This is a genomic window from Roseburia sp. TF10-5, assembly GCF_003462365.1.
In the GTDB taxonomy this organism is placed as follows: Bacteria; Bacillota; Clostridia; order Lachnospirales; family Lachnospiraceae; genus Roseburia; species Roseburia faecis.
Genome location: NZ_QTYW01000019.1, coordinates 60000 through 69279 on the forward strand (window position 1 = coordinate 60000; position 9280 = coordinate 69279).

Genomic DNA, 9280 nt, shown 5'->3' on the forward strand with positions numbered 1-9280 from the left:
TGAGTAAGCAGACACTAATTATAAACTTCATTATTTATTTGCTTTTTTCTTTTTCATTACAACAATTACAACTCCTGCCGCAACAACTACCGCTGCTGCAATCAGAACAATAACAATCGTCATGACCGCACCATCCTGTTTTACAAGTACAAGTGCACTGATACCATCCATTGTATACTCGCCACCCTTGATTGTCTCGATGGTCTCAACGCCAGCTTTCTGTCCGTTTATGCAGACTTTCCATTTTCCTTCCGGAATTGTAACTTTTGCCTTGTCAGTGTTTGCATTAAAAAGAAGATACATCTCTTTTGCACTTTCATCTTTCTGACCGCCCTTTATATTAATTCCTACAATATTATCCCCAAGTCCTTCTACGGATTTTACATATTTTTTCACATCCTCTGATGTAGATAACCGAAGTGCCGGATGTGCCTTTCTGAACTTAATAAGTCCCTTATAGTATTCAAATACATCTGCGTATTTCTTGTCGGATAATGTATCCCACTTAATGCTGTTTACTTCGTCTCCTGCATTGTATGAGTTTGAATTGAATGTTCCATCATCATTGACCTTTGTGCGAAGCATTTCCTCTCCTGCCTGCAAAAATGGCACACCTTCTGCAGTCATATAAAATGCTGCTGCAAGATTATTCATCTTTATGATGTCCTCTTCACTCGAAGTTGTTTTAGAACCTGCAATTCTGTCAAAAAGTGTGTTATTGTCATGGCATGATGCATAGTTGATAATCTGGCTTGGCTCCTTGCACCATGACTCGTTTGCCATGAATGAATCTGCCATTTTCTTCTCTGCATTCGTTGCTCCTGATACGAATCCGAATGTTGCAGTATCAAATACGCTTCCTTTTAATCCATCACGAATATTGTCGTTGAAAAATGCGAAATCCGGAGTGGAAGCTGAATTCCCCTGTGTAGCCATTGTCACATTATCTTTTGTGACACCGGTCTCCATTGTCCATCCTTCCCCATAGAAAATAACATCCGGATGTGTCTTGTGTACTTCCTCTACAATCTCATTAATTGTATCGGTATCTAAAAGTCCAACCAGATCAAATCTAAAACCATCCATATGATATTCATCTGCCCAGTAGCATACGGAATCCACAATATATTTCCGTACCATGTTTCTCTCGGATGCTGTATCATTTCCACATCCTGAGCCGTTTGAATACGAACCGTCTTCATTGATACGTGAAAAATAACCCGGAACAAGTTTATTGATACAGAAATCATCTGCACTCATAACATGATTGTATACCACATCCATTACAACGCTAAGTCCGTTATCATGCATAGACTTAATCATCTGTTTTGCCTCTTTTACACGCACATCCCCATTGTGTGGATCTGTAGAATAGGAACCCTCCGGTACATTGTAGTTAACCGGATCATATCCCCAGTTATATAAATTCGACTGATCGTTTCCTTCATCTACGGAACCAAAATCATAGATTGGAAGTAAATGCACATGTGTAACACCAAGTTCCTTAATATGATCGATTCCAGTTGAAATACCATCTTTGGTCTTTGTTCCTGTCTCTGTCATTTCAAGGAATTTACCAACATTTTTTATGCCGGAACTTTTGTCTGCTGATAAATCACGCATCTGTAATTCGTAGATGATCGCATCATTAATGCTCTCTCCTGCATGTGGATTGGTATCCTGATCCCATCCGTCAGGATTTGTCTCTTCAAGATTGATGACCATGGCACGCTGTCCATTTACACCAGTCGTTCTGGCATATGGATCACAGGCTTCTTTTGTTGAACCGTCGATTGTTGAACTGTATGTGTAGTAGGTTCCATTTAAGTCCCCATCCACTTTTGCAACCCATGTTCCATTCTTATCGGCATTCATCTCAATGCTTTCTTTCGGCTCTTTATCGTCAGGATCTCCTGTCTCGTATAAATTAAGCATAACTTTTTCAGAGGTAGGTGCCCACACCCTGAATGTTGTACTGTCCTTACTCCATGTAGCACCAAGATCATCCCCATCATATGTATACTCATCTTCAAATTCTTTTGTTGAATATATGATTGGCATTCTGATATCACTTACGGTACCATCATATGTAATCTGATAACTACTTGAATTGACAAGTTCCTCTTTCAGAGTAAGTATATAGGTAGAATCATCTCCCGCTTTTACATCTGTTACCTGAATTTCCCCATTTTTACCTTCTACCTTAAAGGCATTTTTAAGTTCTCCTTCAATATCACCAGTCATTGTGGCTGTGATCGTCTTATCCCCATTGTACTTTGCAGTATTAAGCTTTATTCCCCTTACTGCATCATCACCGTATTCCTTTGTATAACCCTCAACACCTGATTCGACTTTAACAATCACGGTTCCTGATACCATTTCTGATATATCAATGAACTGATCCTCTTCATAATCCTTCGCCCAATCCTGTGTTCTTACAACAAATCCTACGGAAGTCACACCGGCTGAAATTTCAATTCTGGCAACTGCATCACCATCCTTAGCCTCTAAAGGATAGTCATTTCCTTCCTGTCCCTCGGCCCACATCCATACAGACCATGGATCATAATCACCATCTGCCCTGTGATAATGAAATTCTATCACAGGACCTCCATCCGCTTTGACCGGTACTGTATCAAGTATTACAGTACTGATTGTCATGATAAGCATAAGCATTGCCATCCCCAATGCGCTTATACGTTTTCTTGTCATTTGCTTTTCTCCCTTCATTACGAAATTTTACGAAATTTCTTTTTGTATAAATTAGCATATATTTTTATATTTTTCAAGTCTAAATTGTATATTTCTGCGAAAAACCGTTATTTTTTACCATAACACGGTTATTTACTGTCTTGAAATCCGGAGCATCCCTGCCTATAACCATAAATATAAAAACGAGCAGCAAAACCGGATTTACACCAGTCTGCTACTCGTTTGATGATTATAATATTTTCTTTTCTTGTGCCATTGCAACCAGTTATCGGACAAATGGCAGGAACGTAATGCTATACTTTATTTTCCAAACCGGCTGATTTCTTTCGCATATGATATTTCCGTTTTTCCTCATACATTTTCTCATCCATATGCATTAAAAAAGTTTCTGCATCATCTTCTGTCCCAAATTCCGTGTATCCCATGGAAACACTTAAATGAAACGGTTCTATCCCGGATTCATTAAACCGGGACAGATTATGGTTAATCTCCTCCATTGTCGCTAAGACACGCTCCGTATCAACACCTGACAGCAGCACAATAAACTCATCTCCCGCATACCGGATTGCCATACCATCATCCGGTATGGATCTGATGAGTATATTTCCCAACGTACAAATAGCCTTATCGCCCGTACTATGACCTAAATTGTCATTAATACACTTGAAATCGTTTACATCCATCATGATTCCATATAAGGATTTATGGCTTGCAATTTTCTTTTCCGCAAGCACCGCATTAAAATATCTCCGGTTATATAATCCGGAAAGCTCATCCATATACAAACTCTCTGCGTATGACTGCATCTGCACAAATATCAATGCGACCGCAACCAGCACCCATGATGATGTAATTCCATAAAAAAGGAACTGGAGAACTACACCTGCAAAACAAGGACCAACGAAATAGATCACCGGGAAAAAATTCAGGTTAACCCCTTGTTTTTTGGAATGATACACCAGATAGATACTGTAAGCAAAATATATGACAAGCGAAATATATCCCACCAGCACACCGGCAGTTCTCTGGTATACATTCTCCCCGGATATTTTAAACATAATCCCTGTTCCAAACAGATTACATAAAACCATAATTACTTCTACCAGCCAGGGAAATATCTCCACTCCTGCTTTTTGAACCATTCTTTTATAATTTCGATAGATACGCAATTCCACGTACATACACCAAAGCATACCCATACTGACTGTCCCTATAAAGCATATGCTGTTAGAGATATAATTAATCTGCCGGCTGCCAGTAAACTGTTTTCCATCTACGAGAAAAGCAATGGTTTCAGACAATGCACCCACTAAATTTACGATTGCTATTCCATCATATATTTTATCTCCCACATGAAGGCTCTCTCTGTTCTTTCGTCTGCAAAACAAAAGGAACCACATCATTAACACGGTCAATCCGTTTGCCATTAATATTTCTTCTAAAACGATGATTATTATCCCCTCCATCATTCACGGTATAAACTCATTTTTACTAAAATGAGTTCTATCATTATACCAAATTAAAACCGGTTTTTGTCTTTTTCGACATGAATTACAGTTTTTTTAACGTGAACGATGATTTTTTATGTTTCATCACTTTTCACAGCCTACTGCAACTGTGAAAAACCCACGGCTTACAAAGTTAACGGTCTTTGTATCGGAATCATAATAAGATCCCAGTATCTTAACTGCTGCACCGTATTTATCAATTTTATATGCAAAAATCTTTTTGTCTTTTTCCTTTTTCGAAGCATTATAGGAAACAGCGACCCTGATCCGTCCCTTTTTCAGGACAGACGACTGCTTTTTCTTTATTCCTGTGACGGAAAAATCATAAACCGGACGTTTTCCAATAATTTTCCCTGCCCTGGCAGAAAGATTTTTCTTGTCAGTCTGTTTCATTTTGATAACCACAGCTGTATTCATTTCTTTCTTTAATTCTTTTAATGCCTTCGAATCAAAGGTAAGATTTACATTGCCACCATTGACCTTCCATTCTTTTACATTCTTTTTGACAAGTAAATTTACCGCCTGCTTATCCATTTCAAGATGCAGATTCTTCCAATTTTTGGCTTTTCCCGTATCAAAAGTTATTTCAACAGACAGATCTTTTATCCTGCCACCCTGTTCTTTTTCTGCCTTTGTAATTTCTTTTTTCAAAACTGCTGCAATATTCTTCACTTTGACAGTATTATTTTTAACTGCAGATTTTACTTTGACATTAAGATTCTTAACAGAAACGGGCGTGTCTTCTGCGGATGGCGGTGTCACATTCCCTGGTTCTTCTTTTGCATGATCCGGTGCTGGTAATGTGCCGGAATCCGGTGAAACATTGCCAGATGATCCGCCGGAACTGCCTCCGGAACTTCCGCCAGAACCGCCCCCGGTCTGGGAATGATCCGCCGTTACACGGACCTGACAATCTGCCTTACTTCCTGTATAGTTGCCATTCCCATTATAACATGCGGTGAACGTATATGTTTTCGTTTCATTCGGAAGCGTTGCCATCCAGTGATCCATTCCCTTTTCTTCTAATGTGATCCCGGAAACATCACAGGTTACTTTTATCCCGGCATCTTCCGGAATCCCCTGTCTGCAAAGCTGTAATTCTACTGTCCCCGCACCTTTGACCGTATCGGTTTTTGCGGTCAGCTGCATGTTGGTGGAAGCCTTTTCGATTTCCAGGACAGCTTCCCCGTATGTTGGAATAAAAGATGCCTTTTCTGCTTTAAAATAAATCTTATACTGGCCTGCTTCTGTGTAAAACGGCATCTCCGTTTGTGTATACGATCCGTTTTCTGTCAAACTGTAACGGATTTGTACACCATCTTCCTGTTTGATATCAAATGTATGGGGTTTTCCATCATAAGTTACGCGGACAGGTACGGTTTGTATTTCCGGCATCTCACTGTTTTTCCGGTAATAATAAGTGATCTCCTGGCGATCCTCTGTGATGTTTATTTCTCCCTGATTTGCACTGTTTCCTACACATGTATATCCATATAAATCCGGACTTCTTAACGTATACGCAGAATTCTTTGGTACATATACTGTCGTGGGTGCCGTATCAGGCACTGTTGTTTCGGTTCCGTCTTCGTTTTGCAGCATATAACGAATGGTTACGGTACTCCACGCCTGCCCTGCCGTCTGATTGTCAGCCAGAATTTTCCCAGTGTCCTCATCTATGATCTTTCCTTCCAGTCTGTCCCCGGAAACCAGACCAGTTACCGCAGGAAGTGTGACAGAAAGGGACTCTCTGGCAGCATCCGGATCATACCAGTTACTGTGTGGCGGAACGGTATATGTTTCTTCTTTTTCATATTTGACTGTATTGTCTGCTCCAATAATGCGGAAAGTAATCTTCAAATGCTGTTTGGCATCCACTATATTTTGTACGACTGTACGGAATTCCAGATCCTTTCCATTTGCTTTTGTGATATTTTTCTCGCCGATCCGGTATTGGTCACTATCCCTGTCAAGTGTTCCTGTCCTGGTATGTGGAATTGTAATTTCAGGATCGCACACATAAACAGATGCCTGCCTGCTGACATAATCACGGTTATTTAATCTCCGCGCCAGTTCCATCTTACACACTTCACAGAACGGATTCCCAAGATCCCTCATCATACAGACGCGGCTCGGTGCAAATACCGTTTCTGTTCCTGCTGCCGTTATTCCGATTCCACGGAATCCCAGCATCTTATGCCATTTAATCTTATCCGGGTCCGAGGTATCGGAAATATTTTCTCCCTGCATCTTTTTATCGTACTCATCGCCTAATCTTCCGATGCTGTGGGAAATTTCATGGGTCATGACATCCCCCTGCGCATTCTCATTCGAATTTGCGGAAAAAGAAAAGAGTGCATTGGAAGAAGAACCAATATTCGCAGTCGTATTACAAATGATATGGATGGTTCCAACGGCTGCACCGGTATCCAGGTATCTGCTCTCCAGTTCTGCCCTCAGTGCCTTGGCTTTATCTTCCCCGTCCTTTGTAAAATAGCAGGATTTTCCGAATGCCTGCACATGAAAATATGTGTCCGGGTTCGACTCCCCATACATCACGCCCACACCAGTTTCATTGGATACCGTCTGTACTGCATAAATATTGATCCTGTCGGAATACTCTTTATAAGGGGACCACTTTAGCAGCCCCTGTGCTTTTGCCGTCGCATCCTTCAAAAATTGTTCCTGTTGTTCCTGGGTATAGCCCTCACCCATGATAACAATCACAAAATTTTCCTTATCATCACCTGTCTTGTGAATGGTATAAACGGAAGCTGCCGTTGTCTGGTCTGCCGCTGTCTGGTCTGCCATCACAGGATATGGAAACACCAGGGAAAGCAATAATATCAGGCTAAGTACCATTGCTCCAAACCGTTTTCCATCATTCTTTTTTACATTCATCATATCATCCTCCGTACTTTACATTACCAGAAATACTGGTGCTTTCCCTATTCTTCCCACAGACAAACTCCCGGGAAACCATCTGCCATAAGGCTTCTTAAAGCACGATTACCGCAGCATCAAACCCCTCTACCTTTCCATCAAAGGTGTTTTCGGTAAGCAGATTGTACTTCTCGGTGTACTCATTAAATTTTTTTGCACTGCTGCTGCAGTTGAAAATCATGGCAATGGTCTCTTCACCATTTTTTCTGATCAGGACAACTGTCCCTTCCCCATCTTCTGTGACGCTCTCAGCCAGTTCGCCTTCCACAATGCATGCATGGCTTTTCCGGACCTGAATCAGCCGCTTGTACCATTCATACATCTCTTTGTCCTGGTATTCTTCCTCCCAGTACATGCCCCGTCTGCAGTCCGGATCGTTGGCTCCCGGCATCGCATACTCATCTCCATAATAAATCATCGGCATTCCCGGCAGTAACAACTGAAAAGCGGCTGCCAGATGCTGCTTTTTCTTATTGTCGTTACACAGATGTAAAAATCTTGCGGTATCATGGCTGTCGATCAGATTCCACATAAGGGGATAACAGTTTTTGTTTAAGCGTCCTTTCAAATATCCAAGATTTTGTACGAACTGGCTGACCGTAATTTTTTCGTCTGCAAGCAGATCAATCAGGTTTAGGTAAAATGGATAATTCATGACCGTATCCCATTCATCCCCCTCAAGGAAATCTCCTGCATAATGCCAGATTTCCCCAATGATCAGCATATCTTTCTTCACAGCCTTTACTGCCTTTCTGAAATTCTTCCAGAAGAAATGGCTGATTTCGTCTCCTACATCCAGTCTCCATCCGTCAATATCGCATTCCTTAATCCAGTAGCATGCAACATCCGTAATGTATTTTTCAACTTCAGGATTTTTCAGGTTTAACTTTGGCATTCCGCCATAATAACCAAAACATTTGAAGTTTGGGATCTCTCCCCATTCGCTTTTAAGTGGGAATCCATCAATAAAATACCAGTCCCGGTATTTGGATTTTTCACCATTTTCCAGGATATCCGCAAACGCAAAAAATTCTCTTCCCGTATGATTGTATACCGCATCCAGGACTACCTTCATACCACGCTCATGCGCTTTTTGTACCAGCTCTTTGAGATCCTCTGTTGTTCCAAAGGACGGGTCTATCTGGTAGTAATCCGTGGTATCATACTTATGGCACGAATCTGATTGAAAGATAGGTGTCATATACAGCACATCGATTCCCAGATTCTGAATATCATCCATATGTTCGATGATTCCCCTGAGATTTCCATGCAGATCATCCATAGGCGTAATCGGTGCTTTATACCACAGTTCTTTGTCTACCGGCTCCGTTGCTGCAAAACGGGATGGGAAAATCTGATACACGACCTTGTTTGCTGCCCACTCCGGCACCTCAAACATCTCTTCCTCCCGGAGGTTCTGCGGACAGTCAAACATTCTGTCCCTGTTTGTAATGCATTCCTTATCAAACTCATAATTTCCATAATATACCTTTTCTCCCTGCGTGTCCGTAAATTCGAAAAAGTAACGCAGACAGATCAAATGCATCTTTATCTGTGCTTCATAATAATCATGAAACTGTGAGACAGCAACCTTCTTCATCGGAACTGTCTTTCTGGTATCCTTACGCTCCATAGGTATATACTTGTCCTCATAGTGAAGGATTACCTCCTTCATATCATCCTTTTTTACCTGCACGCGTATCACGAATAAATCCTTATCAACCGCATAGCTAAACCTTTTATCCATATCATGAAAAATTGCTGAATATTCCATAAAATTTCCCCTTTACACTTGTTGTTTTCCTGTATTTTAACTTACTTTTTTCAACAATTCTAGCACTATATCCACGATATTTTTAACTTTTTCTACTTTTATGCTTTTTTGCGATGATATTACTATTCATATAATTTAAAATGTGCGTTATCAGTTTAAAACCAATAACGCACATTTCCTCATTACATCCTTTTCCCGCATTTATATATGTCACAAGTCAAATTATAGTTCCTACCTGCGACAACTTTATATGTAAATTCAATATCAATAATTTTTTGCACCGTTTTTAATTTTCCTAAAATGAAATTTTAAATTCCACTGCCCTACAGGGCGGTAGAATTTAGTC

General features: G+C 40.6%; 4 protein-coding genes. All 4 read right to left on the minus strand.

Annotated elements, in window-relative coordinates:
* Positions 1-30: 30 nt before the first annotated feature.
* Positions 31-2712: a type I pullulanase gene (gene pulA / locus DXD06_RS14290; RefSeq protein WP_243001118.1), complete on the minus strand. Its 2682-nt coding sequence runs from the start codon at positions 2710-2712 to the stop codon at positions 31-33.
* A gap of 293 nt (positions 2713-3005) precedes the next feature.
* Complete coding sequence (locus tag DXD06_RS14295) at positions 3006-4139, minus strand: GGDEF domain-containing protein (protein ID WP_055066714.1); 1134 nt, start codon at positions 4137-4139, stop codon at positions 3006-3008.
* Positions 4140-4304: 165 nt separating this feature from the next.
* Positions 4305-7121: a M64 family metallopeptidase gene (locus DXD06_RS14300; RefSeq protein WP_243001120.1), complete on the minus strand. Its 2817-nt coding sequence runs from the start codon at positions 7119-7121 to the stop codon at positions 4305-4307.
* A gap of 94 nt (positions 7122-7215) precedes the next feature.
* A complete protein-coding gene (locus DXD06_RS14305) occupies positions 7216-8934 on the minus strand; it encodes a glycoside hydrolase family 13 protein (protein ID WP_117832694.1) in 1719 nt (572 codons plus the stop codon).
* Positions 8935-9280 lie beyond the last annotated feature (346 nt).

Coding starts and splice junctions, on each gene's coding strand:
- DXD06_RS14295 (WP_055066714.1), bottom strand. CDS start 4,139: ATGGCAAACGGATTGACCGTGTTAATGATGTGGTTCCTTTTGTTTTGC.
- DXD06_RS14305 (WP_117832694.1), bottom strand. CDS start 8,934: ATGGAATATTCAGCAATTTTTCATGATATGGATAAAAGGTTTAGCTAT.
- pulA (WP_243001118.1), bottom strand. CDS start 2,712: ATGACAAGAAAACGTATAAGCGCATTGGGGATGGCAATGCTTATGCTT.
- DXD06_RS14300 (WP_243001120.1), bottom strand. CDS start 7,121: ATGATGAATGTAAAAAAGAATGATGGAAAACGGTTTGGAGCAATGGTA.